Below are 25243 nucleotides of genomic sequence, written 5' to 3'. Positions count from 1 at the left end.
AGTTGAAGTGAGTGGCTCATGGATTTAGGGATCGATCGACAAGCCCTGGTACCGGTTGTTCAGCAGATCGTCAGTGCGGTGGCAGAATGGATTCGCAAGGAGGGGGTGAGCCCTGGCACACGCTTGCCGTCCATTCGCCAATTGGCCCTCGATAACCTGCTGAGCCAGGCCAGCGTGATCGAGGCATTCGAACGGTTGGTGGCCCAGGGGCTGCTGGCCCCCCGGCATGGCTCGGGGTTTGTGGTGGCGTCTCCCACAACGGTCCACGAAAACCATTGGTATGAAGGGGCCGAACAGGGCTGGGGGGCATTCACCGATGGCCCGCTGGGCGAGCTGAAGCTGGGCTGCGGCTGGCTGCCCGACACCTGGCGCGAAAGCGATGACATCAACTACGCGATCCGTGAACTGAGCCGTACCGACACCGGCGGCCTGTTCAATTACAGCACACCCTTGGGGTTGCCTGCGTTGCGCGAACAACTGCTCAAGCGCCTGACCCAGATACACGTGCCCACCAGCCTGGACCGTATCCTCACCACCCACGGCGCCAGCCATGCCCAGGACCTGTTGATACGCACGCTGCTCAAGCCCGGTGATGAGGTGGTGGTCGAGACACCCGGCTATGGCAATCTCTATCGCCAACTGGCCTTTCAGGGGGTTACGCTGCTGCAAGTACCGCGCACCCGTGGCGGCCCGGATATTCCAGCATTGGAAGCGCTGCTGCACACCCACCGACCCAAGTGCCTGTTCATCAACAGCCTGTATCACAACCCCACGGGGACCAGTTTGAGCCGTCCGGTGGCGGAGCGCTTGTTGGAGTTGGCACGCGAGCGCGACTTCCTGATTATCGAAGAGGACGTTTACGGCGACCTGCAACATGCCAGTTGCACACGCTTGTCAGCGCTGGCCCATGATGACCGGGTGATCTATGTGTCGAGCTTTTCCAAGACATTGAGCAGTGCCCTGCGCGTGGGTTACCTGTGTGCCAATGCCACGATCATCACGCAATTGGCCCAGCTCAAGACCCTGACAGGCATCGGCACCTCACGTTTTGCCGAAGCTATGGTGGCGACGTTGTTGAGTAACGGCACTTACCGTAAGTGGGTGCAGCGCCTGCGCAAGCGCTTGAATGCGCAGATGGCCGCGACGTTGCAGGTGCTGGAGGATGAAGAGTGGCAGGTATTTGCCGCACCCGCGGGCGGTATGTTCCTGTGGGCACGGCCAGGCTTGGCCGACCCCTTGCGATTGCAAGCCTGCGCCCGACGGCTGGGTGTGTTGCTGTCGCCGGGTGCGTTGTTCAGCCCCACGGGTGAGCGCAGCGAATGGCTGCGCATCAATGTGGCCTACGCCGCTGATCAACGCGCATTGACGCTGTTCCGCGCCATGGGCGCGGCAAGATCGACCTCGACCATTCTGAAAACGACGAACATGTAGCTTTTTGCCATTATTCCGACGCCAGCGGGTTGTGCTCAGTGCCTCGGGGTTGCGAATCTCGCTGCTTGTAAACCTGGCTTATGGCATTTGCCATTGCAAGAGGATCAAGTGCAATGATTTTGGGCGTGCAACGACGTTTCGCCAACCTCGGTATGGCAAAAAAACTCGGCTTGGGGTTTGCCCTGGTTCTGCTGCTGACGGCCTTGGTGGCGGCCATCGGTGTGTGGTCCCTGCAGACCATCGGCAAGCGCTTCGAAGGCCTCACGTCGATGTCGACGCTCAACAGCGACCTGCTCAAGGTGCGCTTGATTGAGCAGGATTATGCACTGCACGCCGACCCCAAGGCCGTTGACACCCTGCATTCCGGTGTCGATGCGCTGCTGGCCCAAGCCACGCGTCTCAAGGCCCGCTCCGCCAGCAACGAGCGAGTGATGGGGGACGTTGAGCAAGCTTTGGTCGCCTATCGCCAGGCATTCGATGAGTTCGTCGAGTTGACCCAGACCAAAGACCTCGCCCTGGAAATGGCCAGTTGGTCGGTCTCCAGCGTGGCCAATAACCTGGATGTGCTGCAAGCCGGGCTGGCGGACGACGGCGCCTATGGCCTCAAGGAAAGCCAAGGCAAGGAGGGCGCGGAGTTTATCGAGCAGGCAGGGCAGGTCAGCCAGGTGTCGCGGCTGATGTTGCAGGCCATGAACGAAGCGAGGGTGCGCCTGGATCAGAGCCGCAGGGCGGACGCAGACGACGCCGGGCAGGGCAAGATTGAGCAAGCCGACCAGGCCCTGGCTGAAGTCGAGAAACTCAAAACCACGGTCAAGGACCCCGGCTACCAGACCGTGCTCAATGAAGTCGCCGGGCATATCGCTTCGTTCAGTGACAAGCTCGGCGAATACACCGGGCTGCTGGCCCAGGAAAAAGTGGTCTACACGCAATTGCATGACCGCGCCGAGCAAGTGGTCAGCCGAGTAAACCAGGCGTATGCCGCCGAAGACCAGTCCATGCAAACACAGTTGCAGCACAGCACGTTGCTGATCATCGGCTCATCCGCCCTGGCGCTGCTGGTGGGCTTGATCGCTGCATGGGTGATCACTCGCTTGATTGTTGCGCCGTTGCGCGCGGTGATTGCCGTGGCCCAGCAGATCGCCTCGGGTGACCTGAGTGGGCGCATGGAGGTCAGCCGTCGTGATGAAATCGGCCAGTTGATGCAGGCGATGCAGCAGATGGGCAACAGCTTGAGCCAGATGGTCAGCGGGTTGCAGGCGGGGATCGAACAGCTCGCCAGCTCCGCGCATTCATTGTCCAGTGTCACCGAGCAAACCACTGCCGAAGTCAGCAACCAGAAGGACGAAACCGAGCAAGTCGCCGCGGCGATGAACCAGATGACCGCCACGGTGCACGATGTGGCACGCAATGCCGAGCAGGCGGCCCAAGCCGCGCAGACCGCAGATGCCAAGGTCGATAGTGGCCAGCAGGTGGTACGCATGAGCCTGCAGCGTATCGAATTGCTGGCCACGTCCAGCAACAGTGCCAGCGCCAGCATCGAAAGCCTCAGCGCGCAAATCCAGAATATCGGTACCGTCTTGAGCGTGATTCAGAGCGTGGCCGAACAGACCAATCTGCTGGCCTTGAACGCTGCGATTGAGGCAGCGCGTGCCGGTGAGCAGGGGCGTGGATTTGCGGTGGTGGCCGATGAGGTGCGAGCACTGGCCAAGCGCACCCAGCAATCGACCGAGGAAATCGAACGACTGGTCAGCACGTTGCGCAGTGCGGCGCAGTCCTCGGTGCAACAGATCCAGCAGAGCGGCGAGTTGGTCAAACTGGCGGTCAGTGATGCGCTGGAAACCGAAGGTGCCTTGGGCAGCATTGCGGCGGCTGTTTCATTGATCCAGCAGATGAACCAACAGATCGCCGCCGCCGCCGAGGAGCAAAGCTCGGTGGCCGAAGAGATCAACCGCAGCGTCACCAGTATTCGGGCGAGTGCCGATCATTCTGCTTTGAGCATGCAAGGCAATGCCGCCTCGAGCATCCAGTTGGCGCAGTTGGGCGCGCAACTCAAGGGGATGGTAGGGCACTTCCGCCTTTGATCGCAGCGTAGGCGCTGCGATCTGAGGGCAGGGCGATCAGGCGTGGTTGGCGAGGAAGGTCAGCAGCGCCTCGTTGACGAAATCCGGGTTCTCGCGGCTGGAGATATGCCCGGCTTCAGGGATCAGGATCAGGCTGCAACCGATCAGGCCGGCCATTTCCTCCGACTCTGCCGGTGGCCGGGGTTTGTCCTGCTCGCCGCACATCACCAGGGTGGTGTCGGAGTCCAAGGCAGGTAATTGCTTCAGGATGTCCTCGCGGCTGAAGATCAGGCGGCCCAGCGGCACGATACTGTCCAGTAAGCGTTCTCTGGGGAAGTCTTGCAGTGACTGGCGAAAATCCCGGTACAGCGCGGATTCGCGGTCGATGTTCGGGCGGAAGAAGATTGGTGCGATCACATCCAGCAACGGTTCGGGGATCGCCCCGGCGTCTTCAATCATCTTGAACAGCGAGAAGTAGTACTGGCGCGTTGCTTCGGGTTCGGCCCCGAGGTAAGTGTCCATCAGCACCACGCTGTTGATGCGCTCGGGAGCCTGCAATGCCAGGCGTGCGCCCCACATGCCGCCGACCGAGAGACCCACGAGATTGGCTTGCTCGATGCTCAGGTGATCCAGCAGCGCCAAGGCCTGGCGGGCGAGGTCATCCAGGGAATGGGTGGGTGCCGGCAACGGGCCGGACTCACCGTGGCCCCACAACTCGGGGACGATCACGCGGTATTGCTGCGACAGCGCTTCAATCTGCGGCGCCCACATGTCGCTGGCCCACAGGTAACTCGAACCCAGTAGCACGACGGGGCCGCAGCCTTGGTCGATATAGTGCAGCGGTTGTCCATCAATCACGGCGACAGGCATAACAGGCCTCTAATTTCACGGAGTGAGGGGCACTTTTTTACGCTAGTCGGGGGCGGGGGGATAGGTGCACATTGATGGCATGTGATGATTTGGGCGCTGTGGCAAGCAAGCTTACTCCCGCGACGGCCCGCCAGCCGCCGCTTATCTTCCGAACATTCCCTCACTTCAAATGTGGGAGCTGGCTTGCCTGCGATGACGGCCTGCCAGCCGATGCTTGCCTACCTGGCATCCCACACTCGAACTGTGGGAGCGGGCTTGCTCGCGAAAGCGGTGGGTCAGCAACATCAATGTTGCTGGGCCGACGTCTTCGCAGGCAAGCCAGCTCCCACCTTTGATCTTCGTTACTTTGAGCATTGCGTTCGCGTTGCCATCAATCGTAGATAGCTTTCTTCTTCCACTCGGCATCGGCGTCGACGACTTTCAAGCCCTCGGTCAGCTCGTTGACTTCGTCCTCAGCAGGCTTGCTGTTGGTCAGCACTGTGGAGTTGGCGCGCGCCAGTTGGGACTCCAACAGTTGCAACTGGGCGCTGTAGAGCACCGGTTCCGGTTGTTTGCGCAGGTACTGCACGCCGCGCTCGAACGCCAGGCGTGCCTGGCCGGGTTGGCCTTGCAGCAGGGCGTGCTGGCCGAGGTTGTTGAAAAACTCGATGTGCAGCAGCACCAGGATATGACGGATTTCCTTGATCCAGTGCTTGGCCTCGTTGGTCGGCAGGAAGCCGTCTTGGGCGGCGCGGGTGACTTGGCCGTGCAGGGCCTCGAGCAAGAAGCGCACGTCCTTGGCCTTGGCTTCGGTCTGGATCGGTGCCGGCGGGTTGGCCACCGGAATCGATTCACCTTGGGCGATCAGCGCATTCAGTTCGGTGATGCGCGCCTTGAGCGGTGTGCTGGACTTGTTCAGATTCAACAGGCGCTGGTTGACGTTCAGTTCAAGGCGAGCCAGCAACAGCTTGAGCGCTGGGGTCATCAGTTGGCCGGGGAAGGTCTCGGTGATTTCACCGCAGCGACGCAGCCGATCGTTAAGCTCGATCTCGGTACGCTTCTTTTCCAGCTTGTTGTTTTCCACCACGTGGTTCATGTAGCCAATGGCGATCAGTATTACGATCCCGGCTATTACCAGCAGGGTGATCATGAGTGGTGTCACCGGTGTGACCTCTTTAATAGGGTTTGCTGTGGAGTGTAGTGACTGGGTCATCCGGCGGATAGGACCGATCGACCAGTTGCCCAGGTGATTTCTTCTATATAGGTAGGCGTTCCCTGAATGGATGCACATTGCCATCATTTGCCTGGGTGAACTATAGCGCCTTGTCGAACGCCAGAATATAGGCGCCAAGGCTCGGACGGTGCCAATGCCCGCGAAGGCCGTGAAACCATGTCGAAGTCATTGATTTAAATAAATTTATCCTTGGGGGTTGACGACCTTTCAATCCATCCATAGAATGCGCGCCACTTACAGCGTAAAGCACACAGCGAAACGCGGTAGGGAGTGAATGTTGTACGTGTGTCCCCTTCGTCTAGTGGCCTAGGACACCGCCCTTTCACGGCGGTAACAGGGGTTCGAGTCCCCTAGGGGACGCCATATGCGGGAATAGCTCAGTTGGTAGAGCACGACCTTGCCAAGGTCGGGGTCGCGAGTTCGAGTCTCGTTTCCCGCTCCAATTTACAAGCAATGTGGCCTTAGGGCGGCATTGAGTGAAACCAGGACCAAGTCTTCGGACGAGGCCTCTGGGCACTGGAACACACACCATGTGTTTCAGTAGCGTGTCCCCTTCGTCTAGTGGCCTAGGACACCGCCCTTTCACGGCGGTAACAGGGGTTCGAGTCCCCTAGGGGACGCCATTTGCGGGAATAGCTCAGTTGGTAGAGCACGACCTTGCCAAGGTCGGGGTCGCGAGTTCGAGTCTCGTTTCCCGCTCCATATTTAACGAAAACGCCGATCAGTGATGATCGGCGTTTTTGTTTGTGCGTAATTTACCTCGCCAGCGCACCGCCCCCGTTCAAAGCGTCGATGGGATCTCTTGCCGTGGCATGAAAAAACGCGCAAACAGTTCTGACTGAGATTTGATATTCAGCTTGCTGTAGATATTGCGGCGGTGAACCTTGATGGTTTCTGTCGACAGCGACAGCTTGCCGGCGATCTCTTTGTTGGAGAACCCACTGAGCAGTAACTTGAGCACGTCCTTTTCACGTGCCGTTACTTGTGTTTCCAACTGAGTAAGTGCCTCGGCCCATGGAGCCGGCTCGGCGAGGTTTTTTGCCGGGTCAGTTTCAAAGCACATGCGTTGATGCATCATTGCCGTTACCCACGGCTTGATCATGTCCAATACCGTTATCTGCGCCTGGGTGAATCGCAGGTTGCTGCCAAACGACATGCACAGCGTTGCGCCAGCATCGAGCCGTACATTGTATTGCGCCTCATCGACCGAGATGTATTGCGCAAAATAGTGTTGGTAGTACTCGGTTTCCCGGAAGTGTTCCGGTGCAATATCGAGCAGATGGAAGAACCCACTCTGCGGGTTTTCTCGGTCAGCAATATAGAACGGGTCCAGCAGATACAGGCCTTTCACATAGCGGTGAATAAAGGCGTCGATTTCTTCGCTGTCTGCCACCTCGGGCAGGCTGATCACGCGCACCGCGTGGTCGCCAAAAACCAGCACCACCCAATTGTCTATTTGCACATATTCATTCAATACGCGAATCAACGAACTCCAGAACTCAGGGCGATTGAGCTGCATGATCAGTTTTCCGACCGATCGGTGCCAAGCCAGGCTATGAAGGTCAAGCGACATGTTCTACCCCTTTAGGGTTAGGGCTTTGCAGGCCAGAGCTAAGTACTTGTAGGTATTTACTATTCGTCGAGGCTCGGTATATTCACCCCGAGCTTACGATAGCCATGAAGGCGCGTCGTGTGGACAGGGATAGTCATATGAGTCGAGCACACTTGCGAGCTATTTTTTTAGCTTCGTTTATGGGCGCTGCAATCAGCACGCCCGCAGCCGCCGCTGAAAATTCGGTGTATCTGTATAACTGGTTCGGGTTTCTTGAACCGCAGACGCCCAAGCAATTTCAGCAGGAGACCGGCATCAAGCTGCATATGGACGCCTTCGACAGCGCCGAAATCATGCAGAGCAAGGTTATGGCTGGGCGTACCGGCTATGACTTGGTGGTGGCCACCTCCAATGTATTGCCCGGCTTGATCAAAGCCGGGGTGCTGCAGCCGCTGGATCGCGCGCAGTTGAGTAACCTTTCGCACATCGACCCTGACATCCTCTCCCTACTGGCGGTCAATGACCCCGGTAACCGCTACGCCGTGCCCTATGTCTGGGGCACCACCGGCATTGGCTACGATGTGGATAAAGTCAAGGCGGCGCTGGGCGATGACGCCCCGGTGGACAGCTGGGACCTGATCTTCAAAGAAGAAAACATCAGCAAGCTCAAGTCTTGTGGCGTGGCCATGCTCGACTCCCCCAGCGAGATCATTTCCATTGCCCTGCACTACCTGGGGCTGCCCAGCAACAGCACTGATCCCGAGGATTACCAGAAGGCCCAGGCGCTGCTGTTGAAAATCCGTCCCTATGTGCTCTATTTCGACTCGTCCAGAATCGACACCGACCTGGCGGACGGCAATATCTGTGCAGTCGTCGGCTGGGCCAATGGTGCCCTGGCGGCGCAGGCGATTAATGAAAAGTCCAACAGCGGCCGCAACATTGCCTACAGCCTGCCGCGGGAGGGGGCGTTGGTCTGGTCTGAAAACTGGGTGTTGCTCAAGGATGCTCGTCACCCAAAGGCCGCTCTGGCGTTCATCAACTACATGCTGCGGCCACAGGTGATAGCCAAGACGTCCAACTACATGCTCTATCCCAACGCCAACAAAGACGCCACCGAGTTCGTCGAGCAAAAGTTGCGGGATAACCCTTGGATCTATCCCGATAAAAAGACCATGGCCACCCTGGTTCCGCTTGAGCCTTTGCCGCTGAAGGCGGAGCGCATTCGCACACGGGTCTGGACCAAGGTCAAAAGCGGTACGTGACGGGGACGGGGTCGGGGAGGGAGACAGCATGCGCCAGGGTGGTGATCAGCGCTATTTAGAGTCGGACGACTACAAGGCCTACAAAGAGATTGAAGAGCAGATCGGTCTGTGTACGCCAGAGCAAGCCTGGGCCATGTATTACGTTTCGACGGGCATGGTGCGTGAAAACATTACCTTGGCCGTGATGGAGCACATTGGCCGGGGCAATCGTGCCTTGTTGCTTGAGTTTCCAGACCTGGTGCGAGTCGCAGGGCGTGACGCTGAGCCGGGTGAAATCGCCTCCAACTGGCCTCTGCTGCGAAGGCGTCGTCGATAGTCTACTGTGCGTATCTCTGGATGGGCGAGGTGCAGGCGGTTGTAAGTTATTATTGTGAAGCTTGTAGGTAAAGTTTGTGTTTTTTGTAGGGCGGATGCCTTTTCGCCCTGTGCTCTCTACTCTGGCCACCCATTCTCCTGTCCACTTCAGAGAACTGACCGGATGCTTCAGCTCGATATCGCGAACGCGGTAGTGATCAAGTTGTACCTGGCGCTGCCGTCCCTGGGGGCCGCTGGGTAAGTTTTTCAACGTCTGCCTACGGCGTTCATCGCCTGGGCCAAGCGCTGCGTGGCTTGCTGAATTTCATCCCGGTCCAGGGAAGCAAAGCCCAGGCGCAGCGCGTTTACCGGCTGGTCGTTGGGTGAAAACTGACGACCACTGCGCACCACGACGCCGTGGTCCAGCGCGGTGCTTACCAACTTATCGACGTCTATTTCTTCCTCGAAACGTACCCATAGTGCCAAGCCCCCCTCGGGTTCGCGCACCTGTATGCGAGCGCCAAACGCCTGGTCCAGGCAGTCGCGCAATACCGTGCGGCGCGCCCGATATTCTTTCGACACGCGGCGCAAATGCTTCTTCAACTCTCCGTCGTTGATCAGGTCTGCCAGCATGGCTTGAGCGACCGCGTCGGCATCGCCCAGCATCAGCGCGGCATTGCGCTGCAGGGCTTCGATCACAGAGGTGGGCGCGACGATATAGCTGCAACGGAACGTCGAGCCCAGCACTTTGGACAACGAGCCGATGTAAAGCACATGGCGTTGGGCGCGGTCACTGGCCAGCGGCAGGTAAGGGCGGCCACTGAAATGATATTCGTGGTCGTAGTCCTCTTCGATAATGCAGAAGTCATGCAGCGCGGCCAACGTCAGCAAGTGCTGCCGGCGTGCAGCGTGCAAGCTCACGGTGGTGGGAAACTGGTGATGGGGTGTGAGGTAAATCATGCGCACCTTGTGCTCACGGCATAAGCGCTCGACCTGATCAGTGCGGCAACCTTCATCGTCGATGTCGACCGTGACCAACTGCGCGCCGAGCTTGCGGAAAATTTCCCACGCTGGCGGGTAGCTCAGGCGCTCCACCAGTACCACGTCGCCAGGCTTGAGCAGTAGGCTGGCACTCAGGTACAGGGACATCTGGGTGCCCTGGGTCAGGCAGATATTTTCGGCAGTGACCGTCAGCCCACGGTTGTTGCGCAGCATCTCGGCCAGGGCGCAGCGCAAATGATAGCCGGTGCCCTCACTGCCGTAGCGCACGGTATTGGAGGCGAAACTGTTGCGCAGTGCGTGGCGATAGTAACGGTGCAAAACGGCCTGGGGCAGCAGGCGGTGGTCGCTGGTGCCGTTGTCGAAAAACAGCGCGCCGTGTCGATGCTCAAGCGCGACCACTTGGGCGTTATGGGTGAAATAGGGTACCCGTGGTTGCTCCAGCAACGGCGGCGCGAAAGACGGTTGGGTAACGCCGGGCAGTTGCTTGGGTGTCAGCTGCGCATTGACGAAGGTGCCACGGCGCGGCTCGCTGACCAGCCAGCCCTTGGTCATGGCTTCTTCGTAAGCCAGGATCACCGTCTTGCGGTTGACGTCGAGCAACTGCGCCATTTCCCGCGTGCCTGGCAGCAATGTTCCAGGTGGCAGGCGGCCCTCGAGGATGGCATTGACCAAGCCTTCGGCAATCTTGCGGTAGGACGCCTGGCCGGTGCCTTCTTCAAGCCGCAGCAAGGGGCGCCATTTACGCATCTGGACCATCTGAAGTATCCAAATCTGGAGGTTTTAATGGGCCTAGTCTAGCGCAACAATCAGGTCTCACTTATCCCGAGGTCTTTATGAATACACGTCATGTCATCGAACTCTCTCCCTCGGGGAAAACCTTTGAAGCGGGCGACGAACTCTTGCTCGACGCCATGCTCGCCAGTGGCCTGGCCGTGCCGTTCTCTTGTCGCCGTGGCGCCTGCGGTTCGTGCAAGGTGGTGGTCGCTGACGGTGCGTACCGGGCCAAGCGCCTGGCGCCGGGCGCGCCGCAGCCTTCTTATCCTTTGGCAGCCAATGAGATGTTGTTATGCCAGAGCCACGCCTGTGGCGACATGCGCCTGCATATTCCCGGCTGGTCGCTGGATACGCCCGCGCTGGTAGTGGCGGCGCAAGTGCACAGCAAGCGTGCGCTGGGGCCCGATGTGATCGAGTTGATACTGACGCCCGAAACCCCAGTGGCGGTGCGGGCTGGCCAATACCTCAAGTTCCGCCTGGCGGACGGTGACACGCGCTGCTTTTCGGTTGCCAACCTGCCCGCCGATGATGAAGGGCGGTTGGTCTTCCAGATCCGAAGGGTGAGTGGCGGGTACTTTTCCGAGGGTATCCTGGGTGGTCTTGGCGTGGGTGAGCGTCTGCATGTGGAAGGGCCGTTTGGTGCCTGTACCTGGCAGGACGATGAGGCGGCGCCCGTGGTGCTATTTGCCACGGGCACTGGTTACGCGGGCATCAAGCCTATCCTGCTGACCGCGCTCAAGCGCGATGTCGAGGTGACGTTGTATTGGGGCGGCGCGCAATCGGCGGATTTTTATGACAGCGCCTTCCTCGACCACTCGATGCTGGAGCATCCACGTTTTCGCTGGCATCCCGTGCGGTCATCCGAGGGCAGGGTGCAGGCGGTTGCATCGGGTCACGGGCATCGCTGGGAGCAGGTCCAGGTGTATGCGTGCGGCAACGGTGCAATGCTCGGCCAGGTGCGGGCGCATTGCCTTGAGGCGGGGTTGCCGAGCCACCGGTTTATCGCGGAGGCGTTTGTTGCCAGTGGTCGGTCAAGTGCTGGAACAGCCTCCCTGTCGTTTGACCCGGTCTGGGAGAAAGTCGGCCCGCGTTATTCCTTGGACGGCATGCTGGCTGCGCGGGAAAAATCCATACGTGCCCTGGCGGCGATTGCCAGCCAGTTGAAGGTCGGCATGACCACCGGCGAAGCCCTTGAGATGGCTGCCCGGCAACTGCAGGCCATGGGCGCTTCGCACACCTGGCATCCGACCTACATTCGTTTTGGCGCCGACACTGTTCGCCCTCCGCGCGAGGGTATTGATCGTCAGCGCAGGCTGCGCGCTAATGACATTGCCGTGGTCGATCTTGGCCCGGTGTGGGATGGCTACGAAGGGGACTATGGCGATACGTTTGTGTTTGGCGATGGGCAGTTGCACCGGGCCTGTAGAACTGCCCTGCATGAAGTCTTCGATGAAACACGCCAAGCGTGGCTGCGTGGTCTGACCGGGCGTGAACTTTACGACTTCGCCGAGCAGAGCGCTGCGTCAAAGGGTTGGAGGCTGGCGCGCAACCTGGCGGGGCATCGCCTTGCGGATTTTCCCCATGCATTGTTCGAGAGCAAAGAGTTGGCTGACCTGGAGATCTCGCCGAGTGAAATGGCCTGGGTATTGGAAATCCAGCTGTGCCATCCCACTGAGCCGGTGGGTGGGTTCTTTGAAGACATGCTGATGTTGCAAGGCTGAAGATCCTGCCATTGCTGCCGAGAATTGCGCTTGGCGCGATAGCCCAGTGAACCGAGATCAACCCAGCACCACCAATCCCCTGTGGGAGCTGTCGAGGTTCAGCGAGGCTGCGATAGCGGTGGTTCAGGCGCTGAAAATGTTGCCTGTGCCGCCGCCATCGCAGCCTCGCCTGGGCTCGACAGCTCCCACATTTGGGCGGTGTTGTTGTCGGGAGTTGTGTTTGGCGCGATAGCCCAGTGAACCGAGATCAACCCAGCACCACCAATCCCCTGTGGGAGCTGTCGAGCTTCAGCGAGGCTGCGAAAGCGGTGGTTCAGGCGCTGAAAATGTTGCCTGTGCCGCCGCGATCGCAGCCTCGCCTGGGCTCGACAGCTCCCACATTTGGGCGGTGTTGTTGTCGGGAGTTGTGTTTGGCGCGATAGCCCAGTGAACCGAGATCAACCCAGCACCACCAATCCCCTGTGGGAGCTGTCGAGGTTCAGCGAGGCAGCGATAGCGGTGGTTCAGGCGCTGAAGATTTTGCCTGTGCCGCCGCGATCGCAGCCTCGCTGGGGTTCCACATGGGTCAGAGCTTCGGCAACTGCCCGACGCGGCCCATCATTTCGGTGACGATCTGCAGGTCCAGCAAGAACTGTTCAACCGTCTTGAACTCACTGTCAGTGTGCCCGGTGTACTTCTCTTCCGGGCGGGCCAGGCCGAATTGCACGCCGTTGGGCAGGTCGTGCACCGAGGTTGCGCCGGCCGAGGTGCCGAATTTGTGCGCCATGCCCAGGTTTTCAGTGGCCACTGCCAGCAAGGCTTTTACCCATTCGCCTTCAGGGTTGCGGTACATCGGCGTGTCCAGCGAGTAAGTGAAGCTCACGTTGACCTTGGCGTTCTTGTCCCAGGTGTTCAGCTTCTGCTCGATTTGCGCCTTGAGCGCCTCCGGCGTTTTACCTTTCGGTGCACGCAGGTTCACGGCCAGTTTGAAGGCTTTGTCATCCTGCCCCACAAACGTCAGCGAGGTGGTCAACGGCCCCATGAAATCATCCGCGTAGCCCACACCCAATTTACCGCCCAGGTAATCCAGGCCCCAGTTGTCGGCGGCATACCGCGCGGCATCGGTGATGTGGTTGTGCTGGAGGGCGACCTTGCCGTCGAGGCTGTGGATCAGCTCCAGCATACGCGCCACCGGGTTGACCCCGGTTTCAGGCTCGGAAGAGTGAGCGGATACGCCGGTAACCGTGAGTTTGACGTCCTTGCCATCGACCTTGGCCGTCACTTGGAAATTGCCACCATTGCGCTTGGCATAGTCAGCACCGGCCTGTTGCAGGCTGGCGGCCAGTTCGGCGGGGGTATCGCTGACCAGCGTGGCCACCGAGGCCGATGGAATCTGGTTGTTCGCCTTGCCGCCAGTCATCGCGATGATTTCCGCACCTTTGCCTTCGCCCTTGCGCACCGGGAAGGTGGCCATGACCGTCCCCGAGCCTTTCTCGGCGATCACCACCGGATAACCGCCATCCAGCGCCAGGTTGTATTGCGGAACGGGATTGCGTTCGAAGTAGTAAGGAATGGCATCACCGGCGGTTTCTTCAGTGGTGTCCACCAACAGCTTGAAGGTGCGCGCCAGCGGCAGCTTTTCTTCCTTGATCACCTTCATGGCGTACATCGCCACGACGATGCCGTTCTTGTCATCCTCGGTACCCCGGCCATACATGCGGTCGCCGATCAGCGTGACCTTGAACGGGTCGAGTTTGGTACCGTCTTGCAGTACCCAGTTTTCCGGAGTCACGGGCACCACATCGGCATGGGCATGCACACCCACGACTTCATCACTGCTGCCTTCCAGGGAGACTTCGTACACGCGGTTATCGACGTTACGGAAGTTCAGGTTGAAGGACTTGGCCAGGGCCTCGATCTTCGCCGCGATCTTGAGGAATTCCGGGTTTTTGTACTGTGGCAGGCCGTCCACGTTAAACGTGGGGATCTCCACCAATTCGCGCAGGGTTTCGAGCGCGGCTTTGCCATATTTAACGCGGGTGTAAATGCCCAGCAGGCGATTGATCTCGTTCTGCTGCTCGGCGTTCAGGGTTTTGTTGCCCAGAAACGCGCTGACAGCCGGGCCGGTGTCGGCGGTTTTACCCAGTTCGCCCTTAGCCAGGGTGCCGAGGAAGCTGCGGAAATCGGTGACCGGTGTCTCGCTGAAATGCTTCAGGATTGCCGTGCTTTGGTCTGCGGTGATGTTGGCGGATGCAGGTGTGGCGACTGCCGAAAGGCTCGCGGCGAACAAGGTGGCAGTCACCAGTTTTTTCAGTGGAAAGTGCATGATTAAAGGCATTCCTTTGCAAAGTGAATGTAGGAAGTATTCTGATCATTATGTCAGAAACAATTCCACACACTAACACTGCAAAGGAACAGTAGGGGAGACCTTGAATAAGGAAAAATCCTACTCTAATAAACGCGCCGTTCGTTAGCCGCCGGCTTTTTCAGAGTTAGGGCCGAACCAAATACAAGGTCTGAGTGAACGTACCATCGGGGTTGGGTTCGGAGCTCATTTCTCCGGTGGAGCCAGCATAGGTGCCTGTGCTGCCGATGACGGCGACCACGGATTTTCCGGCTTCCAGTTCCTGGCCGGCGACTACCACGGTACCTGCGACAGCGCCACCTGGGCCGAAGAACAGTAACGTCCATTGGCATTGGCTGTGAACACTTGGCCGTGTGCTGACACAGTAGCCACTGTTGCTGCCGATATCACGGCGGTCCTGATCCATCAGTGGTTGGTCGAACACGAAAAGATCGCCCTGGGAAGGGCCAGGCGGGCCAATATCAACCGCGCTCTTCAAACCGCGGGTACCGTCGGCGAGGGTGACTAGCGTGATGGGCTGACGGCTGTTGATGCAGGCTGCAAGGGAGACCAGCATAAGCAGCGTACAGGTGGTGCGAAGAAAAGCGGTATTCATGACTGTGGTCTCGTGGCAGTGGACTCCGGACGCAGCACCGCTAAAGCTGCGACCGGAAAATGCTAAGACTAGCGGCCAATCAGGAAAACACAACACCGTGCCTGCGCGCCGTCACTTACCGCGTACCTGGGTGGGGAGGCGCATAGTCGGTCGACACATCCAGCGCTTTGGCATAGGGCCCATCCCACAGTTGCTCATGCAACTGGCCTACACGCCTGGCCATCGCCTCACTGTGCATCACCACCTCCAGATTGCGCGAATTATCCAGATAACCGCCCAACCAGTTACTGGTGCCGACCCATGCCACTTGCTCGTCGATCTCCATGGTTTTGCTGTGGATCACCCGGGCATAAGGGATAAAGCCCTGCTTGGCCTCGGGTAGGGTGACGATCTTGATTTCGACATTGGGCAGCACCGCCAGGCTTTTGAGATAAGGCAGCTCCAGTGGGTCGGTATTCCAGTTGGACACCATCAGCTTGATCGACACGCCACGGGCAGCGGCGGCGCGCACGGCGTTGTCGATCACGGCGTAGTACGGCCGGGTTCGATCCGGTCCGTAGGACAGCGGCGCGTAGTCGAGCAATTGCACGCGCACTTCTTTCTTGGCTTCTCCCAGCAGGCGCGGCAGTTCCAGCTGTGAGTCGCCCACGCCGGGCGGGTTGTAGCGTTGGGGGCTGGCGACCAGGTAGTTGCCGGTACGTGCGGGGGCCGGGCCGTTGGCGGGTAGTGGCACCGGTTGTTTACCAGCAAGCGCGGCCTGGGCTTGCCAGTCTTGCTCGAAGATCGCCTGCACCTGGCCCACCACCGTTTCGTCAGTGATGCGCAGCCCGGTTTCGTGGATATGTTCCAGGGCGCGCCAGTCGAAATTCTGGCTGCCAACAAACGCCTGCTTGCCATCCACCAGCAGGTACTTGGCGTGGATGATGCCGCCGCTCAGTTGCCCGTAGGGCAGCACGCGCAAGGTCAGGTTGGGAATGGCGCGCAAGCGTTCCAGGGTGGCGGCGTCCGAGAGCCTGATGCCTTTTTCTTCGAGTAGGAAACGAATCTTCACGCCGCGTTTGCCGGCGGCTTCCAAGTGTTCGAGTACCTTGTTCATCACCGAGCCAGGGTGGTCCGCGGCGTAGAACTGGCCGATATCAATGTGGCTTTTGGCGCCGTCGAACAGCTCGATCCATACCGGGCCGGGCTGGCGCAAATCGTCGGTGCCCAGGGCGGTGTCCATGGGTACGGTATGCACCAGTTCAAAGCCTGGAATGGAAAAGTCCGCCTGGGCCAGCGGACTGAGGAGCAAGCCGGTCAGGCCGGCGATACGCAACTTTATCGAAAGGGGCATAAGTGTCTCATCGCACCAAAGGAAAAGGCGAGCGCCTGAGGCGCCCGCCCTGTAGGTCAAGCCGTGCGGCTGTGCAGCGGGGTGGGCACGCGATGGGTCACTTCATCCTGTGCGCGGGCGCCGGTGGCGGCGCGGATCAACAGGATCTTCAACTGGTCGTTGATACGCTCCAGGCTGTCCTGGAAGAAGTTGTGGAACACCACGCAGAACAGCGCGATGGCGATACCTAATCCCGTGGCGAACAACGCCGTCCCGATACCCCCGGAAATCTGCCCAGGGTCCGACACGCCCGCGGTAGCCAGCGCCTTGAAGGTGTCGATGATGCCCAGAATGGTGCCCAGCAGGCCCAGCAGGGGGGCGGCGGTGGTGATGGTCTCGATAATCCACAGGCTGCGAGCCAGTGGGGCGCGGGTCTTCAGGTACTGGGTATCGACTTCGTCGTCCAGGTCTTTGCGCGAGCCGTGGGTTGCCTTCTGGGCCAGCACCGGCAAGATCATGTTCAGCGGCAGGCTGTCGCGACGGGTCAGGTTCTCCGGCAAGTCACGCTCGCTGTGCACGTTGGCGCCCAGGGCGTCGATCAACGCACGAGCCTGGCGGCGCACGTAGGCGAAGTAGATGCCGCGTTCGATGGCGATGAAGATCGCAATGGCCATCGCCGCGTACATCACATAGAAGGTGACGTCGTGGAGCAGGTTCATATCCATGATGGTGTTCCTCTTGGGTGAGTCTTAGAAATTCGCTTCCAGCGAAACCGTGACGGTGCGGTCCAGGCCGACGATGTATGCCGGGTCGCCATCGCGCAAACCGCTGTAGCTGGCCGCGTTGGTCTTGGTGGTGTACACGCCGTCCAGGTATTTCTTGTCGAACAGGTTGTCGACGTTCAGGCGCAGGGTCGCGTCCTTGACCACTTTCTTGTCCACCGGCAGGTAAATACCGGCGCCGAGGTTGAACACGGTGCGGCCGGAAATCGCCTCGTCGTTGGTCAGGTCACCGTAGAGCTTGCTGGTGTACTTGCCGCCGAAGGTGCCGTAGAAGCGCCCGTCGTCATAACCGATGTTGGCCGCCAGCATGTTCTTGGGCACGTTGGCGAACTGCTTGCCACTGGTGGGCAGCACGATGGGTTTGCCGGCGTTGTAGACGGTCAGGTCATCCTGCTGCTCGGCCTTGGTGTAGGTGTAGGAGGTGTAGTAATTGAAGTGGTGGGGCAACTGGCCGCTCCACTCCAGTTCCAGGCCTTTGTTGACCACGGAGCCGGCGTTGATGTCGGCAAAGTCACCGTTGATGTCCCGGGACGAAACCTGGCGGTTCTTGAAGTCCATGTAGAACAGGGTGGCGGCCAGGTTCATGTCGTCGCCGCTGTAGCGCCAGCCCAGTTCATGGTTCCAGCTGGTTTCCGGTTCGGCGTCGATCGAGCCGGCGCCTTTGTCGTAGAGCACGTAGTTCTGCGGCACGCGCATGTTGCGCGACAGGCTGTAGAACAACTGGTCACGCTCGTCCAGCTGGTATTTCAGGCCGGCGTTGGGCAGCAGTTTGTTGTAGGTCTGGTTACGTTTTTCCGGGCGTTCGTTGAGGCTGCCGTGGTTGGTGCCTTCACGCTCGACGTTCATGTAGGCCAGGCCTGCGATGAAGGTCCAGTCCGGGTTGATGTACCAGGTGTCCTGGGCCCAGACCTTTTGCGCCGGCGTGACGGTGAAACGGTCGCGACCCTGCACGGTGTTGCCGTTGGCATCGACGATGGCACTGTTGGAATCAGGCCAGGTGTCCACCGGCTTGCCGTTGCTCTTGAGCGGAATGAATGGCTGGGTCTGGCTCTGGCGTGCGCGCTCGTACCAATAACCGAATTGCAGGCTGTGGTCGCCCAGGTCCCAGGTCAGCTTGGTGGTGATACCCGGACGCCAGGTTTGTGTGCGTGAAGGGCGGTAGTACACGCCGCTGTTGGGTGTGCCGTCGGCGTTGTATTGGGCGGCGGTGGGCAGGTTGCCGAGGTCGAACACACCGCCCTGGTTGGAGCCACGGTTGAGGGCATAGCTGGATGAACCGACGCCGCTGCCATTGCCCCAGTAGTAATACGGGATCACCGACAGCGCGAGGTTATCGGCCAGTTTGAACTGGGTGTTGAGCACGGCGGTGAACGTCTGGAACGGGTTCTGCGCCAGGCCGTAATAGCTGTTGTACTTGCCGTTGCTGCCCACGCTGGGTGTTGCCGGATAAGGGTCGTACTTGCGGCCATATTGCTGGAACTGCGCCTTGGTCAACTGGCTGTAACTGTTGTTGTCCTGCTCGTGGTACTTGAGGATCAGGTTGGCGGTGTTGCCATTGCCAGCGTCGAAAAAGCTGTTCCACTCCACCTTGTCCGCGCGTACCGCGCCCGAACCGCGCCACATCTCACCTTCGGTATGGGACACCGACAGCCAGTTGCTCAGGCCGTTGATTTCGCCGGTGTTGAGGCGGGCAAAGGTCTTGCGCGTGGCATTGCTGCCGACGACCTGTTTGACGAAGGCGCCGGTTTCCTTGGTCGGGCGAATGGTCACGATGCCAATGTTGCCGCCGCTGGAACCAATATGCGGGCCGTCGGACTCCGAAGCGCCTTGGGTAACGAAGATCTGGTCGATGTTTTCCGGGTCGCCCAGCAGGTTGGAGTACAGCGCGTAGTTGCCGGAGTCGTTGATCGGCATGCCGTCCACCGACATGCCCACCTGGTCGGAGTTCATGCCGCGCATGGTGAAGCGAAAGCCCGACAGGCCAGTGTTGTCTTCACTGGAAATGTTCAAGCCTGGGGTGTACTTGAGCTTGTCGATGGCATTGCCGGTGGCCGCCTGTTTATCCAGTGCTTCCTTGGTCACCGTGGAGCGGCCCTTGATGCTTTCCTCCGGCACCATGTAACCGCCTCCTGCGGTCGCCTTGCCTTGTACCCCAATGGTACCGACGTCGCTGGTCTCTGCCATGACCATTCCCTGGGTCATGCTGGTCGCGGCCACAAGTGCCAGATGAATACGGGTGAACTTCATCACTGTCGTCCTGGTGTCGGGTGCTTATTGCACGCTGTAGTTGAAGGTGGCGGTGAAGCGCTGTTCATTGCGCCCCCCGAAGGCTTGCTCGGGAAACGGTTTGACTTGCTTGATGCGACGCAAACTGTTGGTGGCGGCCCGGTTGAGCAGCATGCTCGAGGCCTGGGTTTGTAAACCCGAGTCGAGGACACGGCCTTGACGGTCTACCAGCAACCACACCACCACCTCGCCGCTCGGGCGTTCGAGGGACGCCTGGCGCCCGGTGGGGTACTGCTTGTAGGTGTCCAGTTCGTTGCGCAAGCCTTTGAGGTAACCGCTTTCCAGGGCCTGGCCATCGACCTTCGGGGGCGCCGGTGGGGCGGGCGTCGGTGCCGCTTGGGTGACGGCGGCCGGGGCTGGCTTGGCGGCCACCGGTGGCGGCGTCGGTGCGGGCTTGGCGACCACGGGCGCCGGCTTGGGCACAGGTTTTGGCTTGGGTTCGGGTTTGGGTTTGGGCAGCGGCTTGGGCGCAGGTGGCGGGGGCGCCGGCTCGGCCTCTTCCTCTTCGATCACTGGCGGTGGCGGTTCTTGCTCCACCACCGGTTCCGGTATGACCTCCGGTTCCGGCTCGACCAAGGCCAATTCGACCGCCGACTCGTCATACACCGGCTCGACCTTCAACGTCTGGGACTGGATACCCAGTGCAATCAGCACCAGGGCGATCAGGGCCGGGACACTGCCCAGCAGCTGACGCGCACGAAACAGAACGTACATGATCAGGACTTACGCGTGGCGATGGACACGGAGGTGAAGCCACCCAGGCGCAGGGTGTCCATCACTTCCACCAGGCGCGAAACCTCCACGCCTTTGTCGCTGTTGACGATGATCGTCGACTTGGTATCGGGCTTTTCGGCAGCCTTCAGCGCCGGCACCAGGGCCTCCACCGTCAGGTCCTTGCCGTCCAGTTGCAACTGGCCTTCCAGGCCCAGGGTGAGGATGAATTTGTTTTGCGGCTTGAGCTGCTGCGAACTGCTGGCGCTGGGCAATTGGGTCTTCATGCCGAGCGCGGGAATCACGTTCAGGCTCACCAGTACGAAAAACACCAGCAGGAACATCATCACGTCGATCATCGGGATCAGCTCGATGTGCGCCTTGCGTTTCTTGGGTTCGTCCCAGGTTCTCATTCCGTTACCCCGTCATTGAATTAGGGGCAGAACGCTAACAGCCAAAAATGACCGATTGGTTAACTTTAATTGACCGTTTAGAGGCTCTAGGACGCGTCTTTCAGAAAACTTACCGGTCAGTTTTCGGGCGTAATGAAACTGACACTTGGGGCATACATGCTTGAGAAATTTATCTTGAGAGCCGGCTCCCATGCCCACCGCACTGCCTCAATTGACGACCCCGCGACTGTTGTTGCGCGCCCTGGAAATGCACCAGGCGCAGGTGCTTTTCACGCTTGCCAACGGGCCGAAAATTGCCGACAACACGGCGAACATTCCATCGCCCTACACCCTGGAAACCGCCCAGGATTTTATTGCCGGGGCCACCGATAAGTACCGCACCGGTGAGCTGCTGAACCTGGGAATGCATGTGTGCGGCACCGACGAATTGGTCGGCATAGTCAGCCTGCGCATCAATGCTCGCCATCGCTATGGGCACTTGGGTGGCTGGGTGGCGGCGCACTGCCGTAACCAGGGGTATGCGGCTGAAGCGGCGAGCGCGGTGATGGACTTCGGCTTCGAGGCGCTGGGGTTGCAGCGCGTGGGCAGCCAGTGCTTCGCGCGCAACAAGGAATCGGCGCGGGTCATGGAGAAGATCGGCCTGCGCTATGAAGGCTGCATGCGCCAAGCGTTCCTGAAGAACGGCGTGTATGAGGATTTGCTCGGGTTTGCCACCGTGCGTGATGACTGGGAGCGCTGTCTGTGAGCGGCGAAGTGGACCACGGCCGGCGCCGGGTCCTTGGCGGGCTGGCGGTCGCTACCGCGTTTTCGATTCTCAGCCCTTTTGCGCGCAGTGCCGGGGTGGATTATCCGTTCACCCTTGGCGTGGCTTCCGGCGACCCGCTGCCAGATGGCTTTGTGATCTGGACGCGCCTGGCGCCGTTGTTCAACGCGGCGGATGGCCGTGGCGGCCTGAGTCGCCCGGTGCCGGTGCGTTGGCGGGTGGCCAGCGATGCGGCGATGACGCGCATTGTGAAGCAGGGCGAAGTACTGGCGACGCCGCGTTTCGCTCACGCAGTGCATGTCGAGGTGGCGGGGCTCGCCGCGGATCGGCCGTATTGGTACCAGTTTGAAGGGCTCGGTGCGCAGAGCCCGGTGGGCCAGTCCCGCACGATGCCGCCGCTGCAGGCCATGGCCTCGGCCCGGCTGGGGTTTGTGTCCTGCTCGCATTGGGAGCGCGGCTACTTCAGCGCCTACCGACACCTTGCCGCCGAGCAGCCGGACCTGGTGTTTTTCCTCGGTGATTATATTTACGACAGTTCCTATGCTGCGGATTCGGGCAAGGTGTTTCGTTCTCACGGCAGCGGCAATGCGCAAAGCCTGAGTGATTACCGCAACCGCTACGCACTGTACAAGACTGATCCAGACCTGCAGGCCCTTCACGCCGCGGCCCCCAGCGTCGTGACCTGGGACGATCACGAAGTACAGAATGACTACGCCAACCGCTGGTCCCAGGACCCGAAGGTGGCGGTGGCGCAGTTTCTCAAGCAACGGGCCGCGGCGTATCAGGCGTTTTACGAACACATGCCTCTGCGTGCCTGCAGCGTGCCGAAGGGGCCGGACATGCGCATCTACCGGCGCCTGGATTACGGCCGGCTTGCGCGTTTCCATGTGCTCGACGGTCGCCAGTACCGTTCCGAGCAACCGTGCATCGCAGCCAATGGCAGCCACCAGGGGCATATTGTCACCACCCCTTGCAGCGACCTGCGTGACCCCGCCCGCACATTGCTCGGTTGGCAGCAGGAAGCCTGGCTGGACCATGGGTTTGCCCAGTCCAGGGCGCAGTGGAATGTCATCGCCCAGGATTTGCTGGTGGCGCCGCTGATGCAGCGTGACCTCACCAATCATAAGCTTGGCCGCTGGACCGATGGTTGGGATGGCTACATGGCTAACCGCTCACGGATGCTGGCGTCGATCGTGCGCAATCGCGTAAAAAACCCGGTGTTCTGGGGTGGGGATATACATTCGTTCTGGGCCACCGACCTGCATGCCGACGCCGACAGGCCAGACTCGGCGGTGGTCGCTACCGAGTTCGTTGGCTCGTCGGTCACCTCCGACGGCCCGCCCTATGAAGCGTTTATGAAGATCATGCCGCTCAACCCCCATGTGAAGTTCTTCGACAGCCGCCAGCGCGGGTATGTGTCGGTGGAGTTGGCGGCCAGCACCATGCTGACGAATTTTCGTGCGATCAGCGACCCGCGTGACCCGGCGGCGACGGTGTCGACGTTGAAGTCGTTCATCAATGAATCGGGCCAGCCGAGCGTGGCCCTGTAGGAGCGAGCTTGCTCGCGAAAAACCAAAGGGCGCCGATGGGAATCAGGTATCCCGCGTTATCGTTAACGTTCTTCGCGAGCAAGCTCGCTCCTACAGTGGCAGGGGGGCAACGAGGCTGTAGCGCACCGACAGTGCGCCTTTTTTCTCTGACAACGCCAAAATCGTTACCTGGCCCAGTTCGCTCAACGCTTGGACATGAGTGCCACCACAGGCGTAAGCCGGTAATTCGCCGAAGCCGACTTCGCGGGTGCCATCTTCCAGCGTCATATAGCGGGGATAGTCGGCGGCGATCCATGTGTTGACCCACTGCTGGAGCGTCTGCGCATCCATGTCTTGCGCGGTCTGGCCACGGATAAAGGTGATCTTGCCTTCGCCGGGCCAGTGGTGAGCCTTGATCGGCATCCAGCCCAGGCGTTCGCCGGCATTGCCAATCAAGTGCCCCGCCGAATGCAGACGCGTGTGCAAGGCGCGCCGCTGCGCGTCGACTCGTGCAATGGCGGGTCCTGGTTCCAGGGGGTGGTCGACGTAGTGCACCACCTGTTCGGCTTCCTGCATGACTCGCAGCACCTGGCTGTCGCCGAGCCATCCGGTGTCGGACGGCTGGCCTCCGCCTTGGGGGTGGAAAATGGTCGACTGCACAATCACGGCGAATTGCTCTTCGTTCGGGGTGCAACTGAGCACTTCCAGCTCGGCCGTCAGGTGGTCGTGGGTAAAAAACAGGCGCTCGGTCATCATCTACATCCGCATCAGGGTTCTGCGGGCAGTATAAATAGTGCGCAGATGAGTGATAATCCGCTCAATTATCAATGGACCTGTGCGTCATGAGCATCAATCTTCCTTTGCCGTTATTGGGTGAAATGGCGATTTTCGTCAAGGTCGTGGAAACCGGCAGCTTCTCCGAAGCGGCGCGGCAACTCAGTGTTTCGCCTTCGGCGGTGAGCCGGAGTATCTCGCGCCTGGAGCAAGCCCTGGCCACGCGCCTGCTGCAACGCACCACCCGCAAGCTGCGCCTGAGTGAGGGCGGCGAGGAAGTGTTCAAGCGTTGCCAGGAGATGGTCAATGCCGCGCGCTCGGTGATGGAAATCAGTGGGCAATTTACCCATGAGGCCGAGGGCCTGGTGCGGGTCAGTGTGCCCAAAGCGGTGGGGCGATTCGTGGTGCACCCGCATATGCCGGAATTTTTGCGGCGCTATCCCAAGGTGGATGTGCAGTTGATCCTGGAAGATAGGCATGTGGATTTGATCGACGACAACGTCGACTTGAGCATCCGCATCACCGACAGCCCACCGCCAGGCTTGGTCGGGCGCCAGCTGTTGCCCATCGAACATTTGCTGTGCGCGACGCCGCAGTACCTGGCCGAGCACGGTACACCGAGCCATCCCCATGATCTGCTCGGGCACAGTTGCATCTATCTGGGTGAGACACCGGGAGATTCACGCTGGAAGTTTCGCCAGGCTGGCAAGGCGGTAACGGTCGGCGTACGCGGCCGGTATGCGGCGAACCACACCGGGGTGCGACTGGAGGCGGCGTTGCAGCATGTCGGGATTGCTAGCTTGCCGTATTTCACCGCGCGGCACGCGTTGGAAACGGGGGATTTGGTGCAGGTGTTGCCGGGGTGGGATTTTATTGCCTCGTACCATGGCGAGGCGTGGTTGCTGCATTCGCCCACACGGTACCTGCCGCCGAAGTTGCGGGTGTTTATCGATTATCTGGTGGAGTGCATGGCCAGGGAGCCCACGCTACGGCGGCGGTAGGAAATGTGGGGGAGACAAGCCTTAATACCTGTAGGAGCGAGCTTGCTCGCGAAAAACTCACCGGCGCCGCGTTTACTCAGAAAGCACGCGTTATCGTTGACGTTTTTCGCGAGCAAGCTCGCTCCTACATACTGGCATCAGTGCTTGCTCTGGTCCTGAGGCATCGCCAGCAGTTGTTTTTCCTGGTTCCAGTCGAACGGTTCGTCGTTCTGTTCGGCTTCATAGCGACGTTCTTCCAGGGCCTGGTACAGGTCCAGTTCTTCGTCGGGCATGAAGTGCAGGCAGTCGCCGCCAAAGAACCACAGCAGGTCGCGGGGCACCAGGTGGGCGATTTGCGGGTAGCGCAGGATGACCTGGCTCATCAGGTCCTGGCCCAGGTACTGGCTTTCGATCGGGTCGATTGGCAACAGGGCGCGCAGTTCGTCGAAACGCTCCAGGAACAGCGAGTGGCTTTCCTCGGGTACCTGTTCGGCTTCGCCGACGGCAACCAGGATGCTGCGCAAGTGGTCGAGCAAGACGAGATGATCGGCAACGACGTTGGACACGAGATAAGG

Annotated in this window: 21 protein-coding genes, 4 tRNA genes and 1 pseudogene; 13 read left to right on the top strand and 13 right to left on the bottom strand. The window is 60.0% G+C overall.

Annotated features, from left to right (window positions below; translation table 11 throughout):
* Window positions 1–18: 18 nt before the first annotated feature.
* The 3 genes and pseudogenes from ODQ19_RS20600 to ODQ19_RS28220 all read left to right on the top strand — a co-directional run bounded on the left by ODQ19_RS20600 (window position 19) and on the right by ODQ19_RS28220 (window position 3512).
* Window positions 19–1431 carry an aminotransferase-like domain-containing protein gene (locus ODQ19_RS20600; protein ID WP_330211107.1) on the top strand — a complete coding sequence of 471 codons (1413 nt, stop codon included), beginning with the start codon at window positions 19–21 and terminating at the stop codon, window positions 1429–1431.
* Window positions 1432–1511: 80 nt separating this feature from the next.
* Window positions 1512–2654, top strand: a pseudogene (locus tag ODQ19_RS28225) (HAMP domain-containing protein); the annotation flags it as partial.
* Window positions 2631–3512 carry a methyl-accepting chemotaxis protein gene (locus ODQ19_RS28220; RefSeq protein ID WP_442962772.1) on the top strand — a complete coding sequence of 294 codons (882 nt, stop codon included), beginning with the start codon at window positions 2631–2633 and terminating at the stop codon, window positions 3510–3512. The pseudogene ODQ19_RS28225 and the gene ODQ19_RS28220, both read left to right, overlap by 24 nt.
* A 36-nt stretch (window positions 3513–3548) precedes the next feature.
* Here the strand turns inward: ODQ19_RS28220 and ODQ19_RS20590 are convergent, their stop codons facing one another.
* Together ODQ19_RS20590 and ODQ19_RS20585 are read right to left on the bottom strand one after the other, a co-directional pair.
* Window positions 3549–4361, bottom strand: a complete 813-nt coding sequence (locus ODQ19_RS20590) for an alpha/beta fold hydrolase (protein WP_330211105.1) — start codon at window positions 4359–4361, stop codon at window positions 3549–3551.
* A 370-nt stretch (window positions 4362–4731) separates the two neighbouring features.
* Entirely contained in the window at window positions 4732–5490 is a 759-nt protein-coding gene (locus tag ODQ19_RS20585; protein ID WP_081372158.1) for a hypothetical protein, read from the bottom strand.
* Between the two features lie 371 nt (window positions 5491–5861).
* Here ODQ19_RS20585 and ODQ19_RS20580 point away from each other — a divergent pair.
* From ODQ19_RS20580 to ODQ19_RS20565, 4 genes are all read left to right on the top strand, one after another.
* Window positions 5862–5937 (top strand) — tRNA-Glu (locus ODQ19_RS20580).
* A gap of 3 nt (window positions 5938–5940) precedes the next feature.
* Window positions 5941–6016: transfer RNA gene (locus ODQ19_RS20575), tRNA-Gly, on the top strand.
* Window positions 6017–6121: 105 nt separating this feature from the next.
* Window positions 6122–6197, top strand: a tRNA-Glu gene (locus tag ODQ19_RS20570).
* Between the two features lie 3 nt (window positions 6198–6200).
* Window positions 6201–6276 (top strand) — tRNA-Gly (locus tag ODQ19_RS20565).
* A 79-nt stretch (window positions 6277–6355) separates the two neighbouring features.
* Here the strand turns inward: ODQ19_RS20565 and ODQ19_RS20560 are convergent.
* Entirely contained in the window at window positions 6356–7147 is a 792-nt protein-coding gene (locus ODQ19_RS20560) for a helix-turn-helix transcriptional regulator (protein ID WP_330211104.1), read from the bottom strand.
* Window positions 7148–7284: 137 nt separating this feature from the next.
* Here ODQ19_RS20560 and ODQ19_RS20555 point away from each other — a divergent pair, with 137 nt between their 5' ends.
* Both ODQ19_RS20555 and ODQ19_RS20550 read left to right on the top strand, forming a co-directional pair.
* On the top strand, window positions 7285–8388 hold the full coding sequence (locus ODQ19_RS20555; RefSeq protein WP_330211103.1) for a polyamine ABC transporter substrate-binding protein: 1104 nt from the start codon (window positions 7285–7287) through the stop codon (window positions 8386–8388).
* Window positions 8389–8416: 28 nt separating this feature from the next.
* Window positions 8417–8704, top strand: coding sequence for a hypothetical protein (locus ODQ19_RS20550; protein ID WP_014717765.1), 288 nt, complete (start codon window positions 8417–8419; stop codon window positions 8702–8704).
* Between the two features lie 245 nt (window positions 8705–8949).
* On the opposite strand, the gene pdxR is transcribed toward ODQ19_RS20550, so the two are convergent.
* Entirely contained in the window at window positions 8950–10440 is a 1491-nt protein-coding gene (pdxR, locus tag ODQ19_RS20545; RefSeq protein WP_330211102.1) for a MocR-like pyridoxine biosynthesis transcription factor PdxR, read from the bottom strand.
* A gap of 77 nt (window positions 10441–10517) precedes the next feature.
* Here pdxR and ODQ19_RS20540 point away from each other — a divergent pair, with 77 nt between their 5' ends.
* Window positions 10518–12179, top strand: coding sequence for a M24 family metallopeptidase (locus tag ODQ19_RS20540; protein ID WP_330211101.1), 1662 nt, complete (start codon window positions 10518–10520; stop codon window positions 12177–12179).
* 565 nt (window positions 12180–12744) lie between these two features.
* Here the strand turns inward: ODQ19_RS20540 and ODQ19_RS20535 are convergent.
* The 7 genes from ODQ19_RS20535 to ODQ19_RS20505 form a co-directional block, all read right to left on the bottom strand.
* Window positions 12745–14484, bottom strand: a complete 1740-nt coding sequence (locus ODQ19_RS20535; protein ID WP_330211100.1) for a dipeptidase — start codon at window positions 14482–14484, stop codon at window positions 12745–12747.
* Between the two features lie 166 nt (window positions 14485–14650).
* A complete protein-coding gene (locus tag ODQ19_RS20530; RefSeq protein WP_116666470.1) occupies window positions 14651–15118 on the bottom strand; it encodes a hypothetical protein in 468 nt (155 codons plus the stop codon).
* A gap of 115 nt (window positions 15119–15233) precedes the next feature.
* A complete protein-coding gene (locus ODQ19_RS20525; RefSeq protein WP_330211099.1) occupies window positions 15234–16451 on the bottom strand; it encodes a phospholipase D-like domain-containing protein in 1218 nt (405 codons plus the stop codon).
* A 56-nt stretch (window positions 16452–16507) separates the two neighbouring features.
* The gene (locus ODQ19_RS20520) at window positions 16508–17155 is read right to left on the bottom strand and encodes a MotA/TolQ/ExbB proton channel family protein (RefSeq protein WP_330211098.1); all 648 of its coding nucleotides are present in this window, start codon (window positions 17153–17155) and stop codon (window positions 16508–16510) included.
* A gap of 24 nt (window positions 17156–17179) precedes the next feature.
* On the bottom strand, window positions 17180–19459 hold the full coding sequence (locus tag ODQ19_RS20515; RefSeq protein WP_330211097.1) for a TonB-dependent receptor: 2280 nt from the start codon (window positions 19457–19459) through the stop codon (window positions 17180–17182).
* Window positions 19460–19483: 24 nt separating this feature from the next.
* Window positions 19484–20212 carry an energy transducer TonB family protein gene (locus tag ODQ19_RS20510; protein ID WP_330211096.1) on the bottom strand — a complete coding sequence of 243 codons (729 nt, stop codon included), beginning with the start codon at window positions 20210–20212 and terminating at the stop codon, window positions 19484–19486.
* A gap of 2 nt (window positions 20213–20214) precedes the next feature.
* The gene (locus ODQ19_RS20505; RefSeq protein ID WP_014717774.1) at window positions 20215–20622 is read right to left on the bottom strand and encodes an ExbD/TolR family protein; all 408 of its coding nucleotides are present in this window, start codon (window positions 20620–20622) and stop codon (window positions 20215–20217) included.
* A gap of 190 nt (window positions 20623–20812) precedes the next feature.
* Between ODQ19_RS20505 and ODQ19_RS20500 the strand changes: the two genes are divergently transcribed.
* A complete protein-coding gene (locus tag ODQ19_RS20500; protein ID WP_330211095.1) occupies window positions 20813–21367 on the top strand; it encodes a GNAT family N-acetyltransferase in 555 nt (184 codons plus the stop codon).
* A complete protein-coding gene (locus ODQ19_RS20495) occupies window positions 21364–22935 on the top strand; it encodes an alkaline phosphatase D family protein (RefSeq protein WP_330211094.1) in 1572 nt (523 codons plus the stop codon). Before ODQ19_RS20500 ends, ODQ19_RS20495 begins: the two co-directional genes overlap by 4 nt.
* 90 nt (window positions 22936–23025) lie before the next feature.
* Here the strand turns inward: ODQ19_RS20495 and ODQ19_RS20490 are convergent, their stop codons facing one another.
* Complete coding sequence (locus ODQ19_RS20490; RefSeq protein WP_330211093.1) at window positions 23026–23667, bottom strand: alanyl-tRNA editing protein; 642 nt, start codon at window positions 23665–23667, stop codon at window positions 23026–23028.
* Between the two features lie 89 nt (window positions 23668–23756).
* On the opposite strand from ODQ19_RS20490, the gene ODQ19_RS20485 reads away from it, so the two are divergent.
* A complete protein-coding gene (locus ODQ19_RS20485; protein WP_330211092.1) occupies window positions 23757–24689 on the top strand; it encodes a LysR family transcriptional regulator in 933 nt (310 codons plus the stop codon).
* 137 nt (window positions 24690–24826) lie between these two features.
* On the opposite strand, the gene ODQ19_RS20480 is transcribed toward ODQ19_RS20485, so the two are convergent.
* The gene (locus ODQ19_RS20480) at window positions 24827–25234 is read right to left on the bottom strand and encodes a PA2817 family protein (RefSeq protein WP_003190109.1); all 408 of its coding nucleotides are present in this window, start codon (window positions 25232–25234) and stop codon (window positions 24827–24829) included.
* Between the last annotated feature and the right edge of the window lie 9 nt (window positions 25235–25243).

This window comes from Pseudomonas sp. AM4(2022) (assembly GCF_036346515.1).
GTDB lineage: Bacteria > Pseudomonadota > Gammaproteobacteria > Pseudomonadales > Pseudomonadaceae > Aquipseudomonas > Aquipseudomonas paracarnis.
The sequence above is the reverse complement of the archived record's forward strand: the minus strand, read 5'-3'. Positions and strand labels throughout refer to the sequence as shown.

Bases quoted from the DNA above. Each gene is read 5' to 3' on its own strand.
- ODQ19_RS20540 (WP_330211101.1), top strand. From the start codon at position 10,518: ATGAATACACGTCATGTCATCGAACTCTCTCCCTCGGGGAAAACCTTT.
- pdxR (WP_330211102.1), bottom strand. From the start codon at position 10,440: ATGGTCCAGATGCGTAAATGGCGCCCCTTGCTGCGGCTTGAAGAAGGC.
- ODQ19_RS20585 (WP_081372158.1), bottom strand. From the start codon at position 5,490: ATGATCACCCTGCTGGTAATAGCCGGGATCGTAATACTGATCGCCATT.
- ODQ19_RS28220 (WP_442962772.1), top strand. From the start codon at position 2,631: ATGCAGGCGATGCAGCAGATGGGCAACAGCTTGAGCCAGATGGTCAGC.
- ODQ19_RS20520 (WP_330211098.1), bottom strand. From the start codon at position 17,155: ATGGATATGAACCTGCTCCACGACGTCACCTTCTATGTGATGTACGCG.
- ODQ19_RS20600 (WP_330211107.1), top strand. From the start codon at position 19: ATGGATTTAGGGATCGATCGACAAGCCCTGGTACCGGTTGTTCAGCAG.
- ODQ19_RS20525 (WP_330211099.1), bottom strand. From the start codon at position 16,451: ATGCCCCTTTCGATAAAGTTGCGTATCGCCGGCCTGACCGGCTTGCTC.
- ODQ19_RS20490 (WP_330211093.1), bottom strand. From the start codon at position 23,667: ATGACCGAGCGCCTGTTTTTTACCCACGACCACCTGACGGCCGAGCTG.
- ODQ19_RS20535 (WP_330211100.1), bottom strand. From the start codon at position 14,484: ATGCACTTTCCACTGAAAAAACTGGTGACTGCCACCTTGTTCGCCGCG.
- ODQ19_RS20510 (WP_330211096.1), bottom strand. From the start codon at position 20,212: ATGTACGTTCTGTTTCGTGCGCGTCAGCTGCTGGGCAGTGTCCCGGCC.
- ODQ19_RS20555 (WP_330211103.1), top strand. From the start codon at position 7,285: ATGAGTCGAGCACACTTGCGAGCTATTTTTTTAGCTTCGTTTATGGGC.
- ODQ19_RS20560 (WP_330211104.1), bottom strand. From the start codon at position 7,147: ATGTCGCTTGACCTTCATAGCCTGGCTTGGCACCGATCGGTCGGAAAA.
- ODQ19_RS20530 (WP_116666470.1), bottom strand. From the start codon at position 15,118: ATGAATACCGCTTTTCTTCGCACCACCTGTACGCTGCTTATGCTGGTC.
- ODQ19_RS20505 (WP_014717774.1), bottom strand. From the start codon at position 20,622: ATGAGAACCTGGGACGAACCCAAGAAACGCAAGGCGCACATCGAGCTG.
- ODQ19_RS20485 (WP_330211092.1), top strand. From the start codon at position 23,757: ATGAGCATCAATCTTCCTTTGCCGTTATTGGGTGAAATGGCGATTTTC.
- ODQ19_RS20550 (WP_014717765.1), top strand. From the start codon at position 8,417: ATGCGCCAGGGTGGTGATCAGCGCTATTTAGAGTCGGACGACTACAAG.
- ODQ19_RS20515 (WP_330211097.1), bottom strand. From the start codon at position 19,459: ATGAAGTTCACCCGTATTCATCTGGCACTTGTGGCCGCGACCAGCATG.
- ODQ19_RS20500 (WP_330211095.1), top strand. From the start codon at position 20,813: ATGCCCACCGCACTGCCTCAATTGACGACCCCGCGACTGTTGTTGCGC.
- ODQ19_RS20590 (WP_330211105.1), bottom strand. From the start codon at position 4,361: ATGCCTGTCGCCGTGATTGATGGACAACCGCTGCACTATATCGACCAA.